Below are 22991 nucleotides of genomic sequence, written 5' to 3'. Positions count from 1 at the left end.
GACTAGAGGACGCGTAGAACCACCACCAAAATCAGTGGCGATTTTGGCCTTGACCGAGATAAAACCTATTGCAGATAGGAACCGTAAAACGCAGAAACTACGTTGATTAAGCGAGCACTTTTAAGTGCTTCTTGCTTGTTTTTATATGCTCGCAACCAAGCGAGATAAAGATAGTACACCGATTAATACGATAATTTCTACCCTAATCACTTGATTAGGTTAATTTGTTACTTTTGGTAGCCAACACCCAAAAAAATTAATCTATTTTGTTACAAGACTTTGATTTTTAACAAATTTATCAATCGCTTCCCAAGCCGCCTGCGGAGAAGATTGGAGTAAGAAATGGTTGGTATTGAAAGTAATAACAGGCATATCTGGCTTAATGTTGAGGATTTTTTCCGAAACATACTTAGTTAATTCTTCGTAAGATTTCACCTTATGTGTCGGGTAGCTAATTACCATTAACTCATATTCTTTGGTGGCAACTGGAAGCAAAGGATCAAACAACCCCACGCTTCCATTAAGACCGAGTAATTGAAGGAGGCCAATCAATTTGGCAAGCAAAAAAGAAACAGGGATTAGCTAGAAGTTTTCGGCCAGCGAATCAGCGCTCTTGCGCCGCCTAATACTTCCGGTTCGACAAACTGGGCGCTGCCGCCGTGCCACTGCATGATGCGTTTGACAATCGCGAGGCCTAAACCAAAACCGCCGGTGGCGGAGCCAGTGGTTTGTTCGCTTTGTTCTTCGTGATAGAGGCGCACAAACGATTCAAATACTCGCTCGCGTTTATCGGCGGGAATTCCGGCGCCATCGTCTTCCACCGCAATCATGTATTCGCTGGCGGTTTGCATCAGCTCGATACGAATGCGGGTTTTGGCATAGCGCGCCGCATTGCCAATAAAATTTTGCAGTACGGTTTCAATCAGTTTCCACTCGCAAATAAATTCGGCGTTATGCGTGGTATCCAACACGTCTAGCTGCAAGTTGCGTTGGTGCAGCAGTGAACCCTGCCGCGCAAAACGCACTTGTAACTCATCTACTAGATCGCGCATAAAACCGCTGGTTTGTTTGAGCTGCTGGGTTTTTTGCTCGAAACCGGCGTAGGCCAAGAGTGCGCTAATAAGTGATTCCATCTCTGCAATATCCTGCTCCACACTGCGCAACTGGCGACGGTCTTTATCGGTTAGCTTTTCTTCTTCAATCATCGCCAAGGCAAATTTCATCCGCGCCAAAGGCGTGCGCAATTCGTGTGAAACGGCGTTGGTCATTTCGCGATGTGAAGCAATTAATTCGCGCAGCCGCTGCGCCATATGATTAAACGCTTGCGCGAGTGGATAGAGAGTAGAAGTGGGAGAAATTTTTAGCGTTTCTGGAACACCGTCTTTGCCCAGATTGCGGGTTTGGCTTTCCAGTTTTTTGCTATCGCGCGAGAGTGGCCAGACCCACAAATAAATTGCCAGTGCAATCGCGAGGTAAAACACAATCAATAACAAGCGATAAAACGGCGATTCACTGTCATCACTCAACGGAATATTGAGCATTACTACTTGATCAGTTTGCGCGAGGCGTTTGTACCAAATAATATCGCCATTACTGCGCGCCGCGAGAATTTTTCCCGCGCGCAACTCCTGCATGGCGGCTGATTGTGCCAAGTCATCGAGTGGTAATAATTCGAGTGAAAGATGTAATTGCTGGCTGAGTTGCTGTGCTGATTGGCTATAACTGGCAATTGGGTGCGGTTGTTGCGCCAGTAAGTTTTGCTCAATCAATTGAAACAGCGCCTGAGTTTCCGCCGTTGGCTCTTGCTCCGGCGCGACTGATTCCCAAAACTGATTCAAGCCCCAGCCGATGAGCACCACTGAGGCGACGATAAAAAAATACAGCGTGATGAAAGCGCGATTCATGGTTGGGTTAAGCGTCCACGATTATTTCCAGGCATCGGCAATAAACAAATAACCCTTACCCCAGATCGTTTTGATCCGCGTGGGGTTATCGGGATTATCATTTAACTTTTTACGCAACTGGGAAATGCGTACATCAATAGTGCGATCCAAACCATCGTATTCGCGATTGTAAATATGGTTAAACAAAAATTCGCGGCTGAGAATTTGCCCGGCCTGTGCCGCCAGTGCCAATAACAAATCATATTCATGGCTGGATAAGACCACCTCTACGCCACCGAGGGAGACTTTGCGCGCGGTCGGTTGAATACACAATTCACCAAACTCCAACGCCTCTTGCTCGCGCGGATCATTCTGGTAATAGCGGCGCATGAGCGCGCGAATGCGGGCCAGCAATACACGCGGCTCAGCGGGTTTAATCACATAATCATCGGCGCCGTATTCCAAGCCCAATACCTGATCCAAATCCGAATCGCGCGCGGTGAGCATCAGAATCGGGCCTTTAAATTGCGGGCGCAATTCTTTGCACAATGTGAGGCCATCTTTACCAGGCAACATCAAGTCGAGCACAATCAATGCCGGGTTTAAATTTTGCACCTGGCGAATAACCCGATTGCCGTTTTCTTCAATAGCAACTTGAAAATCGTTGCTCTCTAGAAAATCTTTTACCAGCTGCGCCAAGCGGCGATCATCCTCAACTAATAAAATCAAATTGTTCTGCGACATAGATTTTTATCTCTGTGTAAAAAATCCTGCATATTTGCTAATAGCCATCCTCTTGCAGCGAGGATCCATAGGTCTAAGATCAATAACTGGATTCCCGCTAGCGGGAATGACGACGGATATATAATTTACGATTATCCAATTCTATTGGGAATCGTCATCCTCGCGTAGCGGGAGCCACAGACCAGCGCAGCTAATCCATAGGTTTTCATATCGATTAAAAAAAACTCCACGGATTGCGCCGCGCTTTGCGGTATTTTTTTTCGTTGTACACCACTTGAAAGCGCTGGTCGCTCAACGAGGTATCGCTGTCTAATTCGCGCAGTTGGAAATCGGTACTCACACTCGCCGTCAGTTCAAATTGATATTCACCTTGAATCGCATTTTCCCAACATCGCAGTGGTTCGGGTTTATCGGTTTGATATAAACACAGCGAGCGCGCCTGCGCCGCTAACCATTTTACTTCCAACTCATCGCGGCACACTTCTTCGCCCGCATTTAATACACACAGGCGCGGCTTAATGGAAAACTGAATCAGCGGCAAAGCGGACGAACTCGCGTTTGATAAATCATCGGCGAACGCATAACTTCCCGGCAGCCATGCTGCAAGAAATAGAAACGCCGCAAACGATGTTAATGCGCGTGCGCTCAGCAGGTTCCCATCAAAAATGGTACACCCCCCCAATGAAAACAGTGATCACTTTATTATCATTTATTAGTGGACTTGCTGAGATTTCATCAGGTAACTGGCGATAGTTGGCCAAGAAACGCAAATCCCAGCGTTCAGTCAGTTGATAATTCCAATCCAAACGCGCAACTGGCGTAAGGGCTGCGTCTGCACTGTAGGTGCCGCGCAGATCGGCTTCGGGCTCGGTGACACCGTAGTAATAATTGACGACTTCACTGCTCTGCCAAATCACGCCGATAGAAGTGGAAACATTATGGCGCCCACTCGCCCAATGTTTAGCGAGCGCGAGGCGCACCTCATCGCCGTCGTGAATGCCGGTAAAATCCGTCACGTATTGCAATTGCACATCCGCCAGCGCAGTGGTCAGGCTGTATTCAAAACCCGCTAACCCCGCCATGCGGCGATTGCGCAACTTGCGCGCTTGCACATCTTTAAAACCTGGCGCGATCAATTCTTTATCGCCACCGGTATTAATCAGCGGGAGATCTTCATCCTCACCACCTCTGCCCGCTGTGGCAAAGCCGTTTGAATCGATAAAAAAATTGCTCGGATTCCAGCGATGAAAAAACACTTGATCGTAGCTGGGTGTGGCAAACAAATTGAATTGTTGCGTGTCGTTTTCCCAGAGGATAAAACCGAAATCCAGATTCTGGATAAAAAAACGTTCGCCGTTGTAGTTAACTTGCGGAATTAACACCAGCGGAATATCCGGCGTGGCTTCCAGCGGATTGGTGCGCACCCCGGCGCCAATACCCAAGCTTAATTCCCATTTACCGATTTCAACACAGTCGTCCGCCTCCGGCTCACAGGCGAGCGCACTGCCAACAAATAGGGCAGAGACAAGTGCGGCAGCAAGTGTGCGAAACGGGTATTGGAACAAGGTCATAGGTATGTATTGAAACAGGTCAATAAACACAATCTTATTTATAAATCACTTTAGTGGTGAGTGCTGTAATGAATTGTAGACCTGGATGACGGAAACTGGCCTATTACAATTTATTACATATTCGTTCACATCCATTACAGATTCCCTCTGCAAGCCGACTTAGGATACCAGCAAGCTTAGGCTCACCACAAAAATCATAAATCTACTGTTAAGGAGTTGCTGTATGAAATCCACGGTCAAAATAGCATTACTCAGTCTGCCCCTGGTTGCCTGCGGCGGCGGTTCCAGCAGCAGTGAACCCAATATTCAACGGGAGCAGGTCAATACTGATTATTCAGCGCTTTCCGCCAGCAAGCTCGAACCCGGCCCATTACGTCAGGCATCGGCCAGTGAGTTGTCGGAGCTGGTGAAAAACGGTCTGCGTGTATCGCTGGCGCAAAATCAAAGTTACGGCATGATGATTCGCGAAACGGCAATCACTAATACGAGTGATAGTAAAACCGGCACCGCTTTTTCAGGAACCAATGTTCAAGTCGCCAATGTCGATGAAGCCGACAGCGTAAAGTATGACGGCCGTTATATTTATCTCGCCACACCCGCTGAATATACCGACACAGGTGCAAGCGCGAGCTTAAAAATTCTCGCTACCAATCCAGCCAACGCCAGCGTTAGCGAAGTCAGCAATACACAACTCGATACAACACACTGGGGCAGTGTGTCGGAAATGTATTTAGTTGATAGCGCGCAGGGCACCACAGGCATCGCCACCATTCGTCGCTCCTGGGATTTTATCGCCTTCAATGAAAAAGTCGTTACCGATGTCAGCAGCGATGGTAAACCCTTGATGGTTGACGAAGCCGATGCAGCGCGCAGCGCTATGATCTGGCCCTATCAAATGGACAACGGCATTGAAATAACCTTGTTCGATGTGCGCACTCCCGCAACGCCAGCAAAAACCTGGTCGCTTGCGATTGATGGCGATTTACTCAGCACCCGTAAAATTGGCAACACGCTGTATGTCATCAGCAGTTTTGTGCCCAACATTCCCACGTTGGATTACGCCGCCGAAACGAAAGATGCAAAAATCGCCAACGAAAAATTAATCGCCACTACCCAAGTTGAAAAATTATTGCCGGAATATTCCATCAACGGCGGCAGCCCACAAGCGCTCAACAGTGCCAATGGTTGCATGATTCCCGCAAGCACCAAAAAGACTGACGGTCACTTAAGCTTGATTAATATCACTGCGATTAATTTAAGCTCGCAACAATTAATTGAATCCGTCTGTGTGAATAGCAATGTGGAAACCGTTTACGCATCCACTGAGAGTATTTATCTTGTCGGTTCCGATTACAGCCGCTGGGAAACCTGGCAAAGTTTTAGCGTAGTGCATCGTTTTGCTTTAGACGCTAATGGTGTCGATTACTCTGCAACGGGTTCTGTAGAAGGTGTATTGGGTTGGGGCTCGCCATCGTTCCGTATGGATGAGCACAAAGGTGTATTGCGCATGGTCACCACCAATTACGGTGAAACCGGTGAGCCAGTACATAAATTAAGTATTTTGCAAAAAGTCACTGGCCGCAGCGAATTGGAAGTGGTTGCGCAATTACCGAATAAAACTCATCCGGAAACCATTGGCAAACCACGCGAAGATATTTTTGGTGTGCGCTTCAATGGCGACAAAGCTTATGTAGTAACTTTCGAGCGCAAAGATCCGCTTTACGTAATTGATCTCGCCAATCCGTTAGATCCAAAAATTGCCGGCCAATTAGAAGTACCCGGCTTCTCTACTTATTTGCATCCGATTGGCGACAATTATTTATTTGCACTCGGCAATGAAACCAACAGCGACGGCTTCGCCACCGGTGTAAAAGTTTCACTCTACGACATTCGCAATCCCGCAGCGCCTAACGAAATTAGCAAACATGTTTTTGGCAGTGCCTACAGCTGGAGCGAAGCCCTCTACGACCACCGCGCCCTCTCCTTCTTAAATGCAGGCGACGATCAACTGCGCATCACCTTGCCAGTGACCTTGTATGAAGAAGTAAAAGGCGAAGAGTTCGTCTCCAGCCGCTGGGTAAACAACAGCCTCTACCAATTTGAAGTAAACGGATTAGCTAATGGGAAATTATCACTCGATCATGTTGGCTCAGTAATTTCTGAAAGCAGCGCCAACCAGGAATACCCTCTCTGGAGCGGCAACGACCGCGGCATACTGCACGGCGATGCGTTGTTTTACGTGCATGGACCGAAGGTGATTGCGGGGCCGTGGAAAAAGTAGATTAGTTTTTAGTAGGCAGATAGCCAAAAGCCCAGCCGGTTTTTGACGGCTGGGCTTTTTTGTGAACCAATTCAGACGAGTGAGCACTCCACAGTCGCTTGTCAGCTCCTATCCCGCAACATCGAACTCATTCGCTCTCTTAGCCTATCTCGCAGCTCTTTTTCTGTACCCCATTTAATAAAGCGGTAATTTGTTAAGTCAAAATGAACATCGCTGTCTTTGTGTATAGTCAATATAATGTCCTTCCCTAATGCGTGTGAAAAACCAGTTTCATAATAGCAATTTGGTCGCTCTCCAGATAAATCTGATATCACCAACCTACTTTTAGCAATGTTTTCTAGAATTTGGTCATTAATTTTGCCTGAGTCTTGTATTTCATCAACACGAACAACGCAAATATCAAATTCTTTACCTAATGGCTTTATTACCCCCTCATAAGCAGAGTCGAGCAATGGATCGCCGAATTTCATAATTACAAATATCTGATTTTCCGGTTTTCTAAAGGCCAGCTCCAACAGTGAACGTGTTGATGGGTTTGTTTGTAGCTCTTTCACTTTCTCAACAAACTCAGAAGTGCAATCAAATTCACCATATTCTCTTTCTATATTTCCATGAGCAAAAGAAAAACTAAATTTGCTATGGTCAATATCCGTTTCGGTTCTATAAATAGACATTGCTACAGCAGACTTCATATTAATCAAAGATTGATGTGTTTCTGAGCCATTTGTGCTTGTTTCAATAACTTGACCATTGATAAATGGAATCAAAAAATTTTTAATTGCATATTCTTCTGATTCGTTAGAAAAACTCAGCATCTTATTTCCAGACAATAACAATGCTCCGTGATATTTCATTCTTGCTCTCCTAAATCAAAGCTTAGCGAATATCGCAATCGAGGCATAGCGCAAACTTACACGCTACAGTTGAATCTTATATTTTGGTTTCATATCTGACATCAGAGAATGGGCTATGGACTGCAGTTTTTAAACTATTTTTAGGATTTAGCGCAGTTTTCCATACGTCAACTAACAGTCCTAACACATCGACACGAGTTACCTTTAAAAGTCAACGCGCCTTTGGGCACGTTGCTGGCTCTAAAAGCAGTTCCAGTTCGAAAACTCACTTTACGCGACCCGAGCTTCCTGTAGGACTATAGCCTTTAATCAAAGCAGCCATCAACAACGAGAAACAATTAAAGACTATCTCACTAAATACGGCCAATCGGAATTACAGTTTATTACGGGGTGAGTCTGCAAAGGCAGTGAATCACTTGTTGATTGTGGGGGAGGTAACGCAGAGTCTAAAAATAAACCCTCCGAACACTGAGGTGTTGGGAGGGTTTAGGTGAGTGAAGGAGGTCTGTTTCTTGTGAGTTTTTAGTTGCTGTACTCTTCTGGATAGAGCTCCATGTCTACTGCCGTTATATATTCGTTTAATTCTAGTTCTTCTGGCGAAGCAAACTCTCTTGAAGCGATTATTCCGTAAGTAAACGTTTTTCCTTCTGGTAGCGAGGTTCGAGGGTTATTTCCTTCTTTTGCACAATTAGCTATGAAATTTAATTGCGCCAGTATCGATTGCATGAATGGCTCATTGATATCCACAACATTTTGGTTAAGGAATTTTTCAATTGCTTTGAGCGCCGATTTTTCAATTCTTGTAAAATTCATCTTAGAAAACCGTATGTGAACTCTTTGGCGATCTAATTGAATTCACCGCTATTAATTCGCTTCAGAATATCCTTAAAAAACTTTCTTCCTACTTGTTGCCAAATATCGACAGTAATTGAGAATTGTTGAGAATATCGCGGCAATATATAACTCGATCTACTTGTATTTTTTATTGTATAGCCACCAACACCTTCACCACCAACACATACGCCATACATGATTCGTAACCTTTCTTCATTCAGTGTGGTGTCAGTATGTAATTTATTCTTTTCAAGCCCACCTTCTGACGGAGGCTTTTCAAAACCCTGCTCTATAGCATTAATCATCCAACTAACCCCTGCCAACGGCATTTCAAATTGTTCTGGCATATCGTCAGAAATTCCGTTTTTTCTGTCTTCTCGTCTATTAATTAAGTACCCGTCACCGACATAAAAGTCGGCAATATTTTCATAATTTTTCTGGGGATTAGAAAATGGGCTTGGCAGCCTACCTAGATATACATAATTTATAGGCACGTTTTTGTAGTCAATAATTCCTAGCTGTTTGCGAGGTGCGATTTTATTCATGAGTAATACTTCTTACAGAATCGCCTTTCGGCGACTCTGTTATATCTTTCCTTGTTCAATTTTTTCAGCCAGCTTTTTGAAATCATCAAACAAACCCTTTTCAAATAGCATTTCGTCAGTGAACATAGCGTCTTGCGGATCAGTTGAGTCATCCCATAAATGGCTATAGCGTGAATGATTGCGAAAACTATAACCCGGCGTACCAAACATTCGAGATATAATTAATCTCTCGCCATTGATAACTTCCTCACAACCATATTGACCTTTCGGAAGCCCGCCCTCCACAGCAGATTTAAGAAATTTTTCTTCAATCATCCGTACAAACCAAGACAATCCTTCTTTGGGGATTTCTAGTTGACTGCCGCCCACCCACTTTCTTGGGCGCCCCTCAAATGACGCGCCTAGTCCGGTAACCGCCCATATTAAATGCTCGCCTTCCTTTAACCAAAAATAGTAGTCATTTTCATTTAGATGATCTTTAAACTCCGCATACTGATAAATGATTCGTGGGTCATTCAGTAAATTTACAGGATCGGTATTATCAAATTTTTTCATATTTTATCCTTGGCAAGGAACGCGTTTTATTGCGTGTTTTTTTCTGAGAGTGCCCAGCTTCAATGGTTTTTTGTCAAGCATGACAACCTCGACTGGCCCAAAGGCTTGAGTGCTAGAAGTTGTATCCAACGTCATTCCATTACCTGTAAACTGCTCCCATGCGGCTACTTGGTCTGCGAGTTTTTGTCTTTTAATGAGTAGCTGTGTTTCCTCTTTTGAAAATCCCATCGCACTTGCTAAATCTTGCATGTCTTCAGGTTTATTTGAGCTTACATTTTGTTTCGATTTTTCTTTAGCAAACTTATTGTACTTAGGCGCAAGTTCGTCGCTTAATACCTGCTCTACTTCCTCAGGTGTTAATGTCGATATATGGGGATTTTCTGCAATTAGATTTTTCAGATTTTGCGTAGTAGGAATAACCGTTTCTACGTCACCAATTTCATTCATCATCTCCAGATCAATAATAACAATGGTGTATTCCTTATCGGGATCGTAACGAGTGCCGAAGGCTTTTAACAGAGCTTCTGCATCTGTATCACCATGCTCCACCATAGTAAAAGGCGCTGTCCAAGATATGGATTGACCGTGTTCCCTAACCTTGCCGATATGCCCCTTGTCACTCGCATAATTTTTTTCGATTACGCGGACTAAAAATCTCTCTTTCAGCCCAGCGTCTACGACTGCTTGTTTATCGGCTAACGAATAGGAGGAAGGTGGCAATGGCTTGTTATTTGCTTTTGCATCACGCACTGCAGGACCGGCATCTTTTAATCGTTGTGCTGCTTCTATTAACGTTTGTGGCGGTGCAATTTTTTTCTTTTCTAATGAAGGTTTCGGCTGCTCCACAGGCGATCTTTCAACCACCCTTCTCACACCAGCAACCAATGCCGCAGGAATTGCACTTGCTTCCGCCTGCTCCGCCATCATTCTGCGTTTTTGTGCGCCTAGTTGCTTTGCATATTCTTCTAATGTTTTTGTGCAATGTTCGCTGTAATTAAACGGGTTGGCGATCCACTCGCCGCCGTCGGGGTGTTCTGCTAACGGGTTCCATTTGAAAATGGGGGCGAAGGGAATTTTGGGGCGGGAGACGGAGAAATATTGGCCTTCAAAAAACAGACGACGCAGATGATTTTCTACATAGTCGTGATTAAAAAGCGGATCGTAGTGCGGGACTTCGGCGCGGCGGAAGTCTTCCAGGTTTTGTATGGGCGGCGCGAACGGGTCGCGTCCCTGAATGGCTTTTATGGCGTGCTCGTGGGCAAATACGGGAGATTCGATATAAGGAAGATCTTCCCAGGTGAGGTCGTAACGGGATTTAATTTCTAAAATAGAAAACATAGGAACAGTCCTTTGTGTTCAATGGAATGAACAAATCTTTGTTATCTGCAAAACAGCGCGTGCACGTTAATGGGTTGCAGGCCACATGGTCAAGCCAAGGTGTGTGATGGATTGCCCAGAAAATAGATTGCTATTACATTTTTTAACGTCTTGCTACATATCCGCCACAGATTCGCCCTGCGCTAGCACCCACAATCGATTCAGTGTGATTCACTCAATTTGAGCGACATTAACTGGAGCCCCAAAATGCAAATCCCTTCTGCGTTGACCAAAAAATTACTTAAAAAATCCCTGTTTATTTTGCCGCTACTCGGGTTACTCAGCGCCTGTGGTAGTGATAACGACGATATAAAACCAGACCCCAATACCAAGGTGTTACATATTGATTTCAACGATAGCATTGCCGGCTGGAAAACCGGTTTTGCCGATTATCCTGCCGGTGAGGAAACATTTTATGAATTGGGCTCCAGCCACAGCAATTTGCCCGCTGCGTTAAATACCCAGCGCAAAGGCTATAAGGTGACTGGTAATAATCACAGCGACGACCTGTTTATGTTTGTCACCAAAAAGGTCGATGGACTTGAGCCTAACACTCGCTACGATTTGCGTTTTAAAGTGACCTTCGGAACTAATGCGCAAAACAACTGCGTCGGCATAGGCGGCTCGCCGGGCAATAGTGTGTGGATTAAAGTGGGGGCGACAAAAGATGAACCCAAAGCCGTTGATGATGGCACAGGGTTTTTATTGTTGAATTGGGACAAAGGCAATCAGGCAGCCGGTGGTAGCGATGCAATTATTGCCGGTGATTTTGCTAATAGCCAGGAATGCAGTACCACCGATGTTGTGACAACTTACTTAAAAAAATCGGTGATGACAGAAAAAGGCGCTTATTCAACCATAACGGACGATCAAGGTAGCCTGTGGTTATTAATGGGCACTGATTCAGGTTTTGAAGGCACTACGACGATTTATTTTATGGATTTGGAAGTGGTTGCAACTAAGAAATAGTTTTAGCTCATTGAATTGGCGATATTCATCGAATGGTTGTGTACTTTTGCATATCGCCAATTCAATTACTTTTTAAAAGTATTACACCTTATTAATCGGACCAGGATACTTGGCTACAGTTACATCCGCCGTCAACAGTACAAATCCCTCTACAGTAGCTTGTGCTACTAGCATGCGATCAAAAGGGTCTTTGTGTATATCAGGTAAGCCGTTTACAGCAACAGCATGGTCACTCAGGATAGGTAGCTCACTGTAACCATTGTCTAATAATCCCCGACGCAATAAATGCGCGTCAGCAGTAAAATCCTCTCTTCCCAACGTTTGTTTTATAGCGATTTCCCAGATACTAGCCGCGCTGAAAAATAATTCATTGTCTTGATTTTCAATATAAGTCCTTGCTTTTTTACTTAACTTTTTGGGTGTAGCCGCCAGCCATAGCAGTAAATGTGTATCCAATAATAGCTTCATTTATCAACACCGAATAAATTGGCTATTTCATTCGCACCCATAACGTCAAAATCGTCGGGAACCTGAAACTGTCCAGTAAGAAACCCGATTCGCTTCATCTGCGCTGGCTCCGGGGAATTTAAGGCAGTCACTTTTACCAAGGGTTTACCCGCCTTGGCGATAATAAAGGAATCACCTTTGGCCGCCAGCTCCACCAAACGCGACAGATGGGTTTTGGCTTCGTGGATATTAATGGTTTGCATAACACCTCCGATAAACTAAGCTTAGTTAGTTTAGTCTGATAGTGTTAGTAAGGGAAGTCAAGATGAAGGAACATTAAAATCTGCGGGTTACACGCCCGTTGGCGCGAACCCGCACTAAGGAATATTGCTACTAACGATGCTTAATCTTATCGCCTTCTTTCAAACCTTCTACGATTTCAATATTGATGCCGTCGGAAATGCCGGTTTTAACTTCGCGCTTGTCGAATTTTTGTGGGCCAGTTTCGATTTCAACAAATTGCGCTTTTTCTTCGATAATCAAGTTGCCTTCGTTGATAGCGACTACGTTTTCCTTTTTTTCCAGCACTATGTCTGCATTAGCGCTGTAGTTGGAGCGCAGGAATAATTTGTCGCTGAGTTTTACTGCAGCGCGAATCTGGAATTTAATTGTGCCTTGGTCAGTTACACCTTTAGGTGAAATATATTCAAGGATTGCGGTAAAGGGTTCGCCTTCTAACGCGCCTACATCTAACTCCAACTCCATGCCCTCGCGAATTTTGCCGACTTCAGACTCATCCACCATGCCTTCAAAAATCATATCGGTCATATCGGCCAAGGTTGCCACTGTGGTGCCTGAACCAAAGGAGCTGGTTTCGACAATAAATGCACCTTCTTTAAACGGAAGATCCAAAATCATGCCGGTCACTGTGGCCGGAATCATATTGGATACTTTGTCTGATTTTTTGGTAGCGCCGGATTTCATCAACAGCAAATTATTTTCGGCCGAGGCCACTGCTTCTTTTTGCAACTCGTAGTTCAATAAAAATTTATTGTATTCCGATTCGGAGATTAATTTGTCGGCAAACAATTTTTTCTGCCGCTCAAATTCAACCGTGGCATTTTCAAAATTGATTTTCGCCGATTCCAATTGTGACTCTGCTTGGTTGAGCATCACCATATTGGGTGCCAGCGTAATCTTGGCGATAATATCGCCTTTGTTCACATTCTGCCCGGCCATCACATAAAGCTTTTCTACCACACCTGATACTTGCGATTTGATTTCCACTTCGCGGCGTGGAATTACTTTGCCCACTGCCACTGTCTTTTTCACAATGGTGGTTTTAAATACCTCGTCCGAGGTATAGGTCACGGGCTTTTCCTGCGACTTGTTATACAAAAATACTGCTGTACCAATAAATACTACGGCGATCAAACCTAACACTGCGTACCAGATAAACTTTTTCATGGTGTCCTTCTTGTGATTGCTGATATTAATTTAACTTTCTAAAGCACTTATTTTGTTCGTCACTCCCGCTTGCGGGAGTCCAGATATTGTGGATACCCGCCAGGCGAGTATTACAATGGTTTGCTTATTCATCTTGCAGCGCAACGATTGGGTTGACGCCCGCTGCTTTGGCCGCTGGCATAAGTGACGCGAGTAGACCCGAGATCACCAATACCAATAAAGCGGCAAATGCAGTTGCAAAATCCACTTCTGGTTTGCCAAAAAAACCCGCTTTGCCGCCACCGGCTTCCAATAGTTTTCCTACGCCTTCCAAAATTAATACGCCTATTACCAAACCCATATAGCCAGCAACTGTGGTAATAAAAATAGATTCTTGCACAATCATGCCGATAATAGAGTTAGGCGTTGCACCCAACGCTTTGCGCAAACCTATTTCGCGCGTGCGCTCCTTCACCACAATTAACATGATATTGCCCACACCAATTGCACCGGCCATGATGGTGCCAATCGCCACCACCCAACTGAATACTGCAATACCGGTAAATAGACCTTCGACTTTGTCGAACTCGTTTTGCAAATTAAAGCTGCCAAATACGCCCACATCCTCCGGGTTTACTTTTTTCAATTCCTTGAGATATTTTTTGACATCCTCTTCTGCGACTCGGGCATGAATACCAGGCTTGGGTTGAACGACAAAACTGCCAATATTTCCAACCTGGTTAAACGCATAGCGCAGTGTTTCATTGGGCAGATAAATTTTTTCCTCTTCTTGCTGCTGGTTACCGTTTGCAGTGGATTCAAATACTCCAATGACGGTAAAACTGATGCCATTAATAGTGATATTTTTTCCAAGCGGACTTTCATCGGCATCAAATAGTTGGGTCCGTACCCGCGTACCAATGATGACCGTTTTACGTTTTTCCAAATCATCCAACTCATTAAAGTAACGGCCTTCTTTCATACGCAAGGAGTGAATGTTATCCATATGGGCATGAGTTCCCTCGATAAAAAAAGTCCCGTTTTTATCTTTGTGTACTGTGTAGGGAGGTGTTCCACTCCAAATACCGACAGAGTTCTGCCCACGAATAAAACCAACACTGGCAACATTCTTTTCAATTGCCGCAACATCTTCTGGCTTAAGCCCGATTTGGCGACCGATAGGCATACCTTGATAAGGCATTTGGGTACTGCCCTGCACCCATACCCAAACAATATTGGGCACCCGCGGAAATCCTTCGTTGACGCCATTTTCCAAACCCTTACCTGCGCCGAGCAACAGCGTGAGCATAAAAATGCCCCAGAAAACACCGAAGGCAGTTAACGCAGTGCGCAGTTTGTGTTGGCCAAGGGTTTTAAAAATCTCTTGCCACTTTTCTGTATCAATTATCATTAGTGGCTCCTGTTAGTCTGCACGCATGGCTTCAATGGGCATAATTTTCGCTGCGCGCAAAGCTGGCATTAATCCCGCCAATGCGCCAATCGCAATCAATAAAATAATGGCGGTAATCGCTACCTGAAAATTAATTTCCGGATTTTTAAAATAAGGAAGCTGTGCGCCAACAGAATTCAGTGCAAAAGCAATCAATTCAATGAGACCTACACCCATTACCAACCCGGCATAACCTGCAATTCCAGTAACCAGAATTGATTCAAACAATAAGGTGCTGACAATACTGAACGGGGTTGCGCCGAGCGCTTTGCGAATGCCAATCTCACGTGTACGCTCTTTCACGGTAATAATCATGATATTGCTGACACCGATTATGCCCGCCATCAAAGTTCCCAAACCCACAAACCAGATAATGGCGTTGATACCAAAAAATAATCCGTTCACCATTTTGGCTGGCTCAGCCATGTTGAATGAATTTATCGCGCGTTTATCTTCCGGCGAAACCGAATGGCGACGCTGCAGTAAATCAATCACTTTTTTCTCTAGTTCAAAACCATCCATACCCAATTCAGGGCGCAGCCAAATGGAACCTATGCGGTTACTCTCACCAAACATTTTTTGAAAAGTGGGCTGGGGAATATAGATGCGCTCGGAGTCTCGCCCGCGATTGCCTTTGTCGTAAAACACACCGACCACTTTCATCATCACACCGTTTACACGAATATCTTTATTGACGGGATTTACATCCTTGCCAAATAAACGCTCCGCAACTACTGAGCCAATCACAGTGATTTTGCGCAGCTCTCGCTCATCGAGCAGATTCATTTTTCGCCCCAGATTAAACGGAATACTTTCCTTCACATCAAAGTATTCATCCGGCACACCCAGCACGGCGAAATTTGCATTTTTTTGTTCATAAATAAGGGATATACCATTGCGCTGATTTTCCGCGGCAATAAAACGTACACCGGGAATTTGTTGTTTAATCGCGTCTACATCATCCAGTGTTAATTGAATTTGCCGCCCCAACCCCATGCCTTTATAGGCAACAGACGTAGTACCGGTATAGGCCACAATAAAATCCAATACATCTGAACCAAAATCTTCATATACGCCATTTTGCATACCGCGCCCGGCTCCGAGCAGCAGAATCAACATGAAAATACCCCAGAAGACGCCAAAGGCGGTCAAGGCAGTGCGCAATTTATTTTGGCGCAGGGTGTAAAGAATTTCTTGCAGGCTAACGATCATAAAAATTAACCCAGAATTTCTTCTTCATCTTGATCGGCAATTTCATCCACGTGATGCGAATGGTGCTGCTGACCGGAAATAATAAGACCGTCTTTTAAAATAATCTGGCGCTGGGTTTGATCGGCGATATCCTGTTCATGGGTGACTATCACAATGGTATTGCCCAGCTGATGCACTTCTTTGATTAGCGCCATCACTTCTTGAGTGGTTTGGCTATCGAGTGCGCCGGTGGGTTCGTCGGCGAGAATCACTTTGGGTTTAGTCACTAGCGCACGGGCAATGGCCACGCGCTGTTTTTGTCCGCCCGATAATTCGTTGGGCATGTGTTTGGCGCGGCTGCTTAAACCCACCATTTCCAAATATTGATCGGCGCGATAATTGCGCTCTTTGCGGCCAACACCCTGGTAATACAGCGGCAACGCGACATTTTCGGTGGCATTTTTAAACGGTAATAAATTGAATGACTGAAACACAAAACCCAATAATTCATTGCGCATCTTCGCGGCGGTTTTTTCTTTCAGATTTTTGACTTCGCGCCCGGCGAGAAAATAATCGCCTTGGTCGTGGGTATCCAAAATGCCGAGAATATTGAGCAGGGTCGATTTGCCCGAACCGGAAGAACCCATGATCGACACTAATTCGCCTTCACGGATATGCAGGTCAATGCCTTTTAATACATGCAGTGGCTGTTCACCCGAGTGGTAGTACTTGTGAATGTTATGCAGTTTGATCATGGTAGCGTCCTGTTAGCTATGCTGCTGTGGTGCCGGTTTAAACCGTTTACAGCTTAAAGGCTTTGGCATAAATGTCCGGTTTATTTACCTTGGCTTAACAATCTAATGACAAGTGTCAGTACCGCCGATTTATTGCAATTGCCTGTATTGATATATTGGATGTGTATTAGCTGTATTTGGATTCATTTGGGTGAAAAAATTTATTCACCCTGTTCAGTTTCTTGTTATTCATCTTGCAGCGCAGTAATCGGATTAACCGATGCGGCTTTCAGCGCGGGCAAAAGTGCCGCGAGTGCGCCTATCACCACCAAGATTACCAACGCGGAAAATGCAGTCCCTATATCGATGAAGGGTGAAGCAAACATGCCATTGCCCTTACCCATATTGATTAACACGGCTTTGACCACTTCAAGTACGGCAACGCCAGCAACCAAACCGGTGTAACCCGCGACCAGTGTAATTACCAGCGATTCATGCATAATCATCAGGCTGATATTGGTTGGTGTTGCGCCCAGTGCTTTGCGCAAACCAATTTCGCGGGTACGCTCTTTGACTACGATCAGCATGATATTACCCACGCCAATTACCCCGGCGATGATGGTGCCTATGGCCACCATCCAACTAAAACCGATAATGCCGTTAACCAGATTTTTATTTTGCAAATACTCTTGTTCACTGTTGTAGGTATTCAATACACCCTGATCATCGGGGTGGATTTTCTGGCGCTCATAAATTACTTTTTTAATTTGTCTTTCCAGTTCCTGCGTATTTTGGTGTGCGCCCGGTTGGATTAATAACTGATTGAACCTATCCATTTGATTAAAGGTTTTGCGCAGAGTTGCGTTGGGCAGAAACACACTGATGCTTTGATTTTGGTCACCGCTATCGGGTTGGGTAGATTCGTAAATACCCACCACCTTAAAACTGATGCCCTGGATTTTTATAAACTTTCCGATCACTTCAGTTTCATCTTTAAACAGTATTGGACGAACCCGGGTGCCGATAACTGCTACTTTTCTAAATTCATCTTCATCGCGCTGGTTGATATAGCGGCCTTCCACAACACGATTAGTATTTAATCCTGCCCAACCACCATGGGTGCCTATTACCCAAAAGGAACCGCTGTTTTTCTCATTGACCACATATTGCGATCCTCTCAACCAATTGATACCGGCGAGGGTTTGCAAATCGGGAATTTTTTGCTTGATTGCATCTATATCGTCTTGGGTGAAACGAATTTCCCGGCCTTTAGGCAAACCTTTGTAAGCAAATTGGGTAACATTGGAGGGCCGCATAAACACTGCATTTTTAGTATCGCCAAATAATCCGTCTACATTGTTGCTATAGCCTTGGCCAAAGCCCAACATGATTACCAACATAAAAATGCCCCAGAAAACCCCAAAGGCAGTCAACGCAGTGCGCACTTTTTGTTTTTTTAATGCGGCAATAATTTCTTGCCATTTGTCCCAATCAATCCATGTGGCAAACATTATTCAGCTCTCATCGCTTCAATTGGCATAATGCGCGCGGCGCGCAGTGCGGGCATTAAACCGGCTAATACTCCTGCAATAACCAACAACAACAGCGCACCCAAGGCAATGCTTAAATCAATTTCCGGCTGTTGAAAAAAAGGCAATTGCATATCCAGTTTTTCTAAAATCGCTGCAACAGCTTCCAGTAGCGCGACACCGGTAATCAACCCGGTATAACCCGCAACACTGGTCACTAAAATCGATTCACATAAAAGACTACCGACAATTGACAACGGATTTGCACCCAAGGCTTTGCGGATACCAATTTCGCGGGTGCGCTCGCGCACGGTGATAATCATGATATTGCTCACACCGACAATGCCAGCGAGCAAAGTGCCTATGCCGACTAACCAGATAAATAGATTCAAACCTTCAAATGTTTCTTTAATATCTTTGGTAACCCGCGAGTAATTCATCACCCATATTGCGCGGTTGTCGCTAGGTGCAATGTGATGCCGTTCTTTGAGAAAATTTACAATTTCATCTTCCAAAGCAATGCCATCCACACCGGGTTTTGGGCGCACGGCCAGTAAATCAAGACTGGTGCCACCACCAAAGGTTTTTTTAAACGCACTCACCGGCATATACACACGTTCTGACATACGCCCTTGGTTGCCCTTATCGTAAAAAACTCCCACGACTTTAAAGATAACGCCATTGACTTGAATGTCTTTGCCGAGCGGATCCTCGCCCGCCGAAAATAATCGCTCCTGCACACGTGTACCAATCACGCAGACTTTGCGGCTATCTTCTTTATCGAAATGATTTAACCGGCGACCATTGTTAAATTCGACTTTCTCTTTGATATGAAAATATTGATCTGCCACACCCAGCACTTGAAATACGCCGGAACGAGTGCCGTTGTTTACCAAAATATCGGAGTTGATAAAGTTGCCGAGGGGATTTTCACTGGAGAGAAAACGCACACCGGGAATATTCTGGCGAATTGCCAGCATATCTTCCTCGGTAAAGTTGATTCGTCGCCCGACAGAAAAGCCCTTGTAAGGAATAGAGGTGATATAGGGTTGGATCCACATGGAGTCTTCGGTGTCATTGAAATTGCCTTCTAAAAAGGCTTTTTCCATGCCCCGCCCAGCACCGAGCAGCAGGATCAACATCAGAATGCCCCAGAACACACCAAAGGCAGTTAACCCAGTGCGCAATTTGTTCTGGCGCAAAGTAAAGAGGATTTCTTGCAGGCTATCCATAATGATTTCCTAATCATATGTAGCAATAACACCTGATAAGTGCTTTGACCCACTCATCTCCCTATCAGATTCACGTCAAGGAATTATTTTTAGGCACGTAAAATAGCACAGGAAAGCTGCAATGGGAAAAAGTCCCTCCGGCACCAGCACGCACCGGAGGTAAAATAACTGATCAGCCTAAAGGTGCTGCGCTCTGATAAGTTAATTTGCAGAGAGATAAGCAAATTCCCAGGTTGGGGGATATGGGGATTTGCTTTGCTCGAATTGTAAGACGTATAGAAAGAGCAGTTGGATTCAGTCAGTGGCAATCAATTCAAAATCAATAATTGTATCTATACCCAAGATTAAACGAATTAATCGTCTGACCGAGATTATCGAACCATCCTTCACCCAAGCCCAACTCTTCACGTTTTTCCTTTTTCTGATCACCGCCCAAACGCAGGGTAAAGGTTAGATCCAGCCCGTGACGACGCGCTGTACCAAAATTAAAACTTTGCCCCGCTTCAAACATAAGCCCTTTAAATAGATAAGTTTTTTGATAGTAAGTATTGCTAGAGCCGCTTACTGGTAAAGATACATCCAATGAATCGACAATACCGTAATGCAATCCTACACGTGGCTGCCAGAACTTGTGCTGTGGACGTATGTGAAATTGCATCCCCACCGTAGGCGTTGAATTATTAAAACCCATACCAATATTCGCGGTAACCTGCTCTGCTACCCGGTAATCCGCGCGCAACCCCGCATCAAAGCCGTAAAGCATGCCACCACCAATACCGACCGATCCACGAGAGGTGTTTTGTTGATTTTCTTGCGCGTGAAGAGGAAGACTTAAGAGCAATGGAAAAATAACCAGAGGTAATGCTTTCATCAAAATTCCTTTCGAGGTTTATGTATGTATTAGTCAACAATAGTCGTAACTATTTCAACACCTTAACGAGTTGACCGCTTTAATCCAATTGTGGTGTTTGAAAAAAGCGCAGCCGATTTTCACCGACTGCACTTTTCGCGTTTTATAACAGAAATTAATTAGCTAATCGCTCCACTACGGTTAACACCATTAATCAGTGCTTTCACCGCTGAGGTAATGATGTTGCGGTCTTGCCCCACACCGTACACCGGTTTGCCGTTTTTCACTTTGATTTCAACATAAGTTACTGCAGCCACATCCGAGCCTTCGCCCACAGAGTGTTCGTGGTAGTCAATTACACTCACTTCGCCATCGATAAACTGGCTGATCGCGTGAGCCGCAGCATCGATGGGGCCATTGCCGCTGCCACTGATTTGCACGGTTTGATCCTGATGTTGCGCGCGAATCACTATATCCACTTGATGGGTATCATCCTGCTCAGTGAATTTGCTGGACTGATAAGTAATGGGTGAATTTACGGCAAAATATTCATCGTTAAAAATGCGGGCAATGTCATTGGCTTTCACTTCTTTGCCGGTGCTATCACTGACTTTTTGCACTACGCCGCTGAATTCAATTTGCAAACGGCGCGGCAATTGCAAACCGGCTTCCTGCTGCAACAAGAAACTCACACCGCCTTTACCGGATTGGGCATTTACCCGCACCACCGCATCGTAACTGCGATTCAAATCTGCCGGGTCGATAGGCAAATATGGCACTTCCCACAGGGCATCTTTTTTCTGTACTGCAAAACCTTTTTTGATCGCATCCTGATGGGAACCGGAAAACGCGGTAAAAACTAATTCACCGGCATAAGGGTGACGCGGATGCACCGGCAACTGGGTGCACTCTTCATGCAATTTGCGTATGCGGTCGATGTCGGAAAAATCCAAACCCGGGTGAACACCTTGCGAATACAAGTTCATCGCCAGAGTTACCAAGCACACATTGCCGGTGCGCTCGCCATTGCCAAACAAACAACCTTCAATACGATCGGCACCGGCCATTACTGCTAACTCTGCTGCGGCAACGGCAGTGCCGCGATCATTGTGTGGATGCACGCTGATGATAATGGAATCGCGGCGATTGATATTGCGATGAATCCACTCGATTTGATCCGCGTAGGTGTTGGGTGTGTTCATCTCTACCGTAGCGGGCAAATTCAAAATCAATTTCTTTTGTGGCGATGGATTCCAAATATCCACCACTGCATCACACACGTCTTTTACTAATTCAATTTCGGTAGAAGAAAACACTTCCGGCGAGTATTGGAAAGTCCAATCCACTTCTGGCGCTTGTGCGGTTAATTCTTTGCACCATTTGGTGCCTTGGATCGCAATATTTTTTACACCCGCTTCATCGGTGTTGTACACAATTTTGCGGAACGCTGGCGCCAGTGGATTGTACATGTGCAAAATCGCACGCTTGGCACCGCGCAAACTCTGCACGGTTTTTTCAATCAAGTCGTAGCGCGCTTGCACCAAGACTTCGATGGTCACATCGTCGGGAATTAAATTTTCTTCGATCAATTGGCGAGTGAAGTTGTAATCAATTTCACTCGCGGACGGGAAACCGATTTCGATTTCTTTAAAACCAATCGCCACCAACTCTTTGAACATGCGCATTTTGGTCGCAACCGACATAGGGTCGATCAATGCCTGATTGCCATCGCGCAGGTCAGTGCTCATCCAGATGGGCGGTTTTTCAATATGGTTGTTGGGCCATTGACGGTCGGGCAAGGACACGCCGACAAAACGCTGGTATTTACTGGATGGATTGGCAAGCATGATCGACTCCTGGTGAAAGATTTAATCCCCTTTGTAAAAGGAGGCTGGGGAGATTTATCGATAGTATAGGCAGACAAGACTGGCAGATGATTGCGAAGCTTGTGTTAACATCACCAATAGAACAATATTATTGCTGTATTTCGTTAAATATTGATATTTAAAGCTAACTAGTTGAGATTTTATGGAACTGGATAAATATGACCGTTTGATTCTGGAGGCCTTGCAGCACAATGGCCGCATCTCCAATCAGGATCTGGCCGACAGCATCAGCCTCTCGCCCTCCCCCTGTTTGCGGCGGGTACGCGCACTGGAGGAAGCGGGTTTAATCGACGGTTACGTCGCCCTGCTCAACGCGCGCAAACTCGGGCTGACCCTATTGTCGTTTATCCAAATCAGCATGGATAAACACACACCCGATCGCTTTGATATGTTCGAAAAAACCGTGGGCGCCTACCCTGAAGTATTGGAGTGCCACTTAATTACCGGGCAGTCGGCCGATTACTTGTTAAAAGTGATCGTCAAGGACATGGATGCCTATCAACAGTTTTTGCTGCAAAAACTCACCCGTATTGAAGGCGTAAGCGGTGTGCATTCGTCGTTTGTATTGAAATCGCCGGTGGATAAAACGGCGCTGCCGGTGGGATAAAAAATA

General features: G+C 45.1%; 23 protein-coding genes. 3 read left to right on the top strand and 20 right to left on the bottom strand.

What is annotated here, in order from left to right; genetic code table 11:
• Nucleotides 1–261 precede the first annotated feature (261 nt).
• The 5 genes from AWU77_RS01270 to AWU77_RS01250 all read right to left on the bottom strand — a co-directional run bounded on the left by AWU77_RS01270 (nucleotide 262) and on the right by AWU77_RS01250 (nucleotide 4198).
• Nucleotides 262–564 (bottom strand): hypothetical protein, encoded by a 303-nt coding sequence (locus AWU77_RS01270; protein WP_152625216.1) that lies wholly within the window; start codon nucleotides 562–564, stop codon nucleotides 262–264.
• A gap of 14 nt (nucleotides 565–578) precedes the next feature.
• The gene (locus AWU77_RS01265; protein ID WP_062058028.1) at nucleotides 579–1904 is read right to left on the bottom strand and encodes an ATP-binding protein; all 1326 of its coding nucleotides are present in this window, start codon (nucleotides 1902–1904) and stop codon (nucleotides 579–581) included.
• A 21-nt stretch (nucleotides 1905–1925) separates the two neighbouring features.
• Nucleotides 1926–2627, bottom strand: a complete 702-nt coding sequence (locus AWU77_RS01260) for a response regulator (protein WP_062058025.1) — start codon at nucleotides 2625–2627, stop codon at nucleotides 1926–1928.
• Nucleotides 2628–2841: 214 nt separating this feature from the next.
• The gene (locus tag AWU77_RS01255) at nucleotides 2842–3168 is read right to left on the bottom strand and encodes a DUF3019 domain-containing protein (RefSeq protein WP_238582281.1); all 327 of its coding nucleotides are present in this window, start codon (nucleotides 3166–3168) and stop codon (nucleotides 2842–2844) included.
• A gap of 118 nt (nucleotides 3169–3286) precedes the next feature.
• Complete coding sequence (locus tag AWU77_RS01250; RefSeq protein WP_062058022.1) at nucleotides 3287–4198, bottom strand: MipA/OmpV family protein; 912 nt, start codon at nucleotides 4196–4198, stop codon at nucleotides 3287–3289.
• 223 nt (nucleotides 4199–4421) lie between these two features.
• Here AWU77_RS01250 and AWU77_RS01245 point away from each other — a divergent pair, with 223 nt between their 5' ends.
• Nucleotides 4422–6479: a beta-propeller domain-containing protein gene (locus AWU77_RS01245; protein WP_062058018.1), complete on the top strand. Its 2058-nt coding sequence runs from the start codon at nucleotides 4422–4424 to the stop codon at nucleotides 6477–6479.
• A 101-nt stretch (nucleotides 6480–6580) separates the two neighbouring features.
• On the opposite strand, the gene AWU77_RS01240 is transcribed toward AWU77_RS01245, so the two are convergent.
• The 5 genes from AWU77_RS01240 to AWU77_RS01220 form a co-directional block, all read right to left on the bottom strand.
• The gene (locus AWU77_RS01240; RefSeq protein ID WP_062058016.1) at nucleotides 6581–7333 is read right to left on the bottom strand and encodes a hypothetical protein; all 753 of its coding nucleotides are present in this window, start codon (nucleotides 7331–7333) and stop codon (nucleotides 6581–6583) included.
• Nucleotides 7334–7855: 522 nt separating this feature from the next.
• Complete coding sequence (locus AWU77_RS01235) at nucleotides 7856–8146, bottom strand: immunity protein Tsi6 family protein (RefSeq protein WP_062058013.1); 291 nt, start codon at nucleotides 8144–8146, stop codon at nucleotides 7856–7858.
• A gap of 32 nt (nucleotides 8147–8178) precedes the next feature.
• Nucleotides 8179–8712: a hypothetical protein gene (locus AWU77_RS01230; protein WP_062058010.1), complete on the bottom strand. Its 534-nt coding sequence runs from the start codon at nucleotides 8710–8712 to the stop codon at nucleotides 8179–8181.
• 39 nt (nucleotides 8713–8751) lie between these two features.
• The gene (locus tag AWU77_RS01225; protein WP_062058007.1) at nucleotides 8752–9267 is read right to left on the bottom strand and encodes a hypothetical protein; all 516 of its coding nucleotides are present in this window, start codon (nucleotides 9265–9267) and stop codon (nucleotides 8752–8754) included.
• A 3-nt stretch (nucleotides 9268–9270) separates the two neighbouring features.
• On the bottom strand, nucleotides 9271–10605 hold the full coding sequence (locus tag AWU77_RS01220) for a hypothetical protein (protein WP_062058004.1): 1335 nt from the start codon (nucleotides 10603–10605) through the stop codon (nucleotides 9271–9273).
• Between the two features lie 246 nt (nucleotides 10606–10851).
• Here AWU77_RS01220 and AWU77_RS01215 point away from each other — a divergent pair, with 246 nt between their 5' ends.
• Nucleotides 10852–11613, top strand: coding sequence for a hypothetical protein (locus AWU77_RS01215; RefSeq protein WP_062058001.1), 762 nt, complete (start codon nucleotides 10852–10854; stop codon nucleotides 11611–11613).
• 81 nt (nucleotides 11614–11694) lie between these two features.
• Here the strand turns inward: AWU77_RS01215 and AWU77_RS01210 are convergent, their stop codons facing one another.
• From AWU77_RS01210 to leuA, 10 genes are all read right to left on the bottom strand, one after another.
• Complete coding sequence (locus tag AWU77_RS01210) at nucleotides 11695–12081, bottom strand: type II toxin-antitoxin system VapC family toxin (protein WP_062057998.1); 387 nt, start codon at nucleotides 12079–12081, stop codon at nucleotides 11695–11697.
• Nucleotides 12078–12323: a type II toxin-antitoxin system Phd/YefM family antitoxin gene (locus tag AWU77_RS01205; protein WP_062057995.1), complete on the bottom strand. Its 246-nt coding sequence runs from the start codon at nucleotides 12321–12323 to the stop codon at nucleotides 12078–12080. The genes AWU77_RS01210 and AWU77_RS01205 overlap by 4 nt, the downstream gene beginning before the upstream one ends.
• A gap of 130 nt (nucleotides 12324–12453) precedes the next feature.
• Nucleotides 12454–13527, bottom strand: coding sequence for an efflux RND transporter periplasmic adaptor subunit (locus tag AWU77_RS01200; RefSeq protein WP_062057992.1), 1074 nt, complete (start codon nucleotides 13525–13527; stop codon nucleotides 12454–12456).
• Between the two features lie 124 nt (nucleotides 13528–13651).
• Nucleotides 13652–14917, bottom strand: coding sequence for an ABC transporter permease (locus AWU77_RS01195; protein ID WP_062057989.1), 1266 nt, complete (start codon nucleotides 14915–14917; stop codon nucleotides 13652–13654).
• Nucleotides 14918–14929: 12 nt separating this feature from the next.
• Nucleotides 14930–16168: an ABC transporter permease gene (locus AWU77_RS01190; protein WP_062057986.1), complete on the bottom strand. Its 1239-nt coding sequence runs from the start codon at nucleotides 16166–16168 to the stop codon at nucleotides 14930–14932.
• A 5-nt stretch (nucleotides 16169–16173) separates the two neighbouring features.
• The gene (locus AWU77_RS01185; RefSeq protein ID WP_062057982.1) at nucleotides 16174–16902 is read right to left on the bottom strand and encodes an ABC transporter ATP-binding protein; all 729 of its coding nucleotides are present in this window, start codon (nucleotides 16900–16902) and stop codon (nucleotides 16174–16176) included.
• A 224-nt stretch (nucleotides 16903–17126) separates the two neighbouring features.
• Nucleotides 17127–18392 carry an ABC transporter permease gene (locus AWU77_RS01180; RefSeq protein ID WP_062057978.1) on the bottom strand — a complete coding sequence of 422 codons (1266 nt, stop codon included), beginning with the start codon at nucleotides 18390–18392 and terminating at the stop codon, nucleotides 17127–17129.
• Nucleotides 18392–19642, bottom strand: coding sequence for an ABC transporter permease (locus AWU77_RS01175; RefSeq protein WP_062057975.1), 1251 nt, complete (start codon nucleotides 19640–19642; stop codon nucleotides 18392–18394). The genes AWU77_RS01180 and AWU77_RS01175 overlap by 1 nt, the downstream gene beginning before the upstream one ends.
• A 319-nt stretch (nucleotides 19643–19961) precedes the next feature.
• Nucleotides 19962–20513 carry a hypothetical protein gene (locus AWU77_RS01170; protein ID WP_062057972.1) on the bottom strand — a complete coding sequence of 184 codons (552 nt, stop codon included), beginning with the start codon at nucleotides 20511–20513 and terminating at the stop codon, nucleotides 19962–19964.
• 158 nt (nucleotides 20514–20671) lie between these two features.
• Nucleotides 20672–22339 carry a 2-isopropylmalate synthase gene (gene leuA / locus AWU77_RS01165; protein ID WP_062057969.1) on the bottom strand — a complete coding sequence of 556 codons (1668 nt, stop codon included), beginning with the start codon at nucleotides 22337–22339 and terminating at the stop codon, nucleotides 20672–20674.
• A 181-nt stretch (nucleotides 22340–22520) separates the two neighbouring features.
• On the opposite strand from leuA, the gene AWU77_RS01160 reads away from it, so the two are divergent.
• Nucleotides 22521–22985: an Lrp/AsnC family transcriptional regulator gene (locus tag AWU77_RS01160; protein ID WP_062057966.1), complete on the top strand. Its 465-nt coding sequence runs from the start codon at nucleotides 22521–22523 to the stop codon at nucleotides 22983–22985.
• Nucleotides 22986–22991 lie beyond the last annotated feature (6 nt).

Origin of the sequence: Cellvibrio sp. OA-2007 (assembly GCF_000953825.1) — a bacterium.
Taxonomy (GTDB): Bacteria; Pseudomonadota; Gammaproteobacteria; order Pseudomonadales; family Cellvibrionaceae; genus Cellvibrio.
The sequence above is the reverse complement of the archived record's forward strand: the minus strand, read 5'-3'. Positions and strand labels throughout refer to the sequence as shown.

Bases quoted from the DNA above. Each gene is read 5' to 3' on its own strand.
- AWU77_RS01205 (WP_062057995.1), bottom strand. From the start codon at position 12,323: ATGCAAACCATTAATATCCACGAAGCCAAAACCCATCTGTCGCGTTTG.
- AWU77_RS01240 (WP_062058016.1), bottom strand. From the start codon at position 7,333: ATGAAATATCACGGAGCATTGTTATTGTCTGGAAATAAGATGCTGAGT.
- AWU77_RS01185 (WP_062057982.1), bottom strand. From the start codon at position 16,902: ATGATCAAACTGCATAACATTCACAAGTACTACCACTCGGGTGAACAG.
- AWU77_RS01260 (WP_062058025.1), bottom strand. From the start codon at position 2,627: ATGTCGCAGAACAATTTGATTTTATTAGTTGAGGATGATCGCCGCTTG.
- AWU77_RS01230 (WP_062058010.1), bottom strand. From the start codon at position 8,712: ATGAATAAAATCGCACCTCGCAAACAGCTAGGAATTATTGACTACAAA.
- AWU77_RS01200 (WP_062057992.1), bottom strand. From the start codon at position 13,527: ATGAAAAAGTTTATCTGGTACGCAGTGTTAGGTTTGATCGCCGTAGTA.
- AWU77_RS01170 (WP_062057972.1), bottom strand. From the start codon at position 20,513: ATGAAAGCATTACCTCTGGTTATTTTTCCATTGCTCTTAAGTCTTCCT.
- AWU77_RS01210 (WP_062057998.1), bottom strand. From the start codon at position 12,081: ATGAAGCTATTATTGGATACACATTTACTGCTATGGCTGGCGGCTACA.
- AWU77_RS01265 (WP_062058028.1), bottom strand. From the start codon at position 1,904: ATGAATCGCGCTTTCATCACGCTGTATTTTTTTATCGTCGCCTCAGTG.
- AWU77_RS01220 (WP_062058004.1), bottom strand. From the start codon at position 10,605: ATGTTTTCTATTTTAGAAATTAAATCCCGTTACGACCTCACCTGGGAA.
- AWU77_RS01235 (WP_062058013.1), bottom strand. From the start codon at position 8,146: ATGAATTTTACAAGAATTGAAAAATCGGCGCTCAAAGCAATTGAAAAA.
- leuA (WP_062057969.1), bottom strand. From the start codon at position 22,339: ATGCTTGCCAATCCATCCAGTAAATACCAGCGTTTTGTCGGCGTGTCC.
- AWU77_RS01225 (WP_062058007.1), bottom strand. From the start codon at position 9,267: ATGAAAAAATTTGATAATACCGATCCTGTAAATTTACTGAATGACCCA.
- AWU77_RS01245 (WP_062058018.1), top strand. From the start codon at position 4,422: ATGAAATCCACGGTCAAAATAGCATTACTCAGTCTGCCCCTGGTTGCC.
- AWU77_RS01195 (WP_062057989.1), bottom strand. From the start codon at position 14,917: ATGATAATTGATACAGAAAAGTGGCAAGAGATTTTTAAAACCCTTGGC.
- AWU77_RS01215 (WP_062058001.1), top strand. From the start codon at position 10,852: ATGCAAATCCCTTCTGCGTTGACCAAAAAATTACTTAAAAAATCCCTG.
- AWU77_RS01190 (WP_062057986.1), bottom strand. From the start codon at position 16,168: ATGATCGTTAGCCTGCAAGAAATTCTTTACACCCTGCGCCAAAATAAA.
- AWU77_RS01160 (WP_062057966.1), top strand. From the start codon at position 22,521: ATGGAACTGGATAAATATGACCGTTTGATTCTGGAGGCCTTGCAGCAC.
- AWU77_RS01180 (WP_062057978.1), bottom strand. From the start codon at position 18,392: ATGTTTGCCACATGGATTGATTGGGACAAATGGCAAGAAATTATTGCC.
- AWU77_RS01250 (WP_062058022.1), bottom strand. From the start codon at position 4,198: ATGACCTTGTTCCAATACCCGTTTCGCACACTTGCTGCCGCACTTGTC.
- AWU77_RS01175 (WP_062057975.1), bottom strand. From the start codon at position 19,642: ATGGATAGCCTGCAAGAAATCCTCTTTACTTTGCGCCAGAACAAATTG.